Source organism: Streptomyces sp. SID13666 (genome assembly GCF_010548325.1).
Lineage (GTDB): Bacteria > Actinomycetota > Actinomycetes > Streptomycetales > Streptomycetaceae > Actinacidiphila > Actinacidiphila fildesensis.
The window spans coordinates 1-717 of the sequence record NZ_JAAGLX010000145.1; the positions used below are offsets into that span (position 1 = coordinate 1).

General features: G+C 68.9%; 1 protein-coding gene. It reads left to right on the top strand.

The window, feature by feature from the left end; translation table 11 throughout:
* On the top strand, positions 1-717 hold a 717-nt coding region (gene alc, locus G3I60_RS43795), incomplete at both ends, for an allantoicase (protein ID WP_164608560.1).

A 717-nucleotide genomic window follows, 5' to 3' on the forward strand; every position in this document is an offset into this window, starting at 1 on the left:
CGTCGTGCGGAGTTGCCGTTCACGGATCTGGTGGATCTGGCGGATCGGCGGTTGGGTGCGGGGGTGATCGCGGCGAATGACGAGTTCTTCGCGGAGCGGGAGAATCTGCTGATCCCGGAGCCGGCGCATTTCGATCCGGAGCACTTCGGGCACAAGGGCAAGATCATGGACGGCTGGGAGACCCGCCGCCGCCGGGGCACCGGTACCGATGCCCCGCATCCGGTCGACGCGGACCACGACTGGGCGTTGATCCGGCTCGGCGCGCCGGGTGTGATCCGCGGGATCGTTGTGGACACCGCGCACTTCCGCGGCAATTATCCGCAGTCGGTGTCGGTCGAGGCGACGGCGCACTCGCTGTCGGCGTCGCCGGAGGATCTGCTGGCGGAGGGCGTGGAGTGGACCACGATCGTGCCGCGGACCCCGGTGGGTGGTCATGCGGCGAACGGGTTCACGGTGGAGGTGGATCGCCGGTTCACGCATCTGCGGTTGAACCAGCACCCGGACGGTGGTGTGGCCCGGCTGCGGGTGTACGGGGAGGTGGCGCCGGATCCGGGGTGGTTGGCGGAGCTGGGCACGTTCGACCTGGTGGCGTTGGAGAACGGCGGCACGGTCGAGGACGCGTCGGACCGTTTCTACTCCTCGCCGGTCAACACGATCCTGCCGGGGCGTTCGCGGAAGATGGATGACGGGTGGGAGACGCGTCGTCGTCGGGACAAG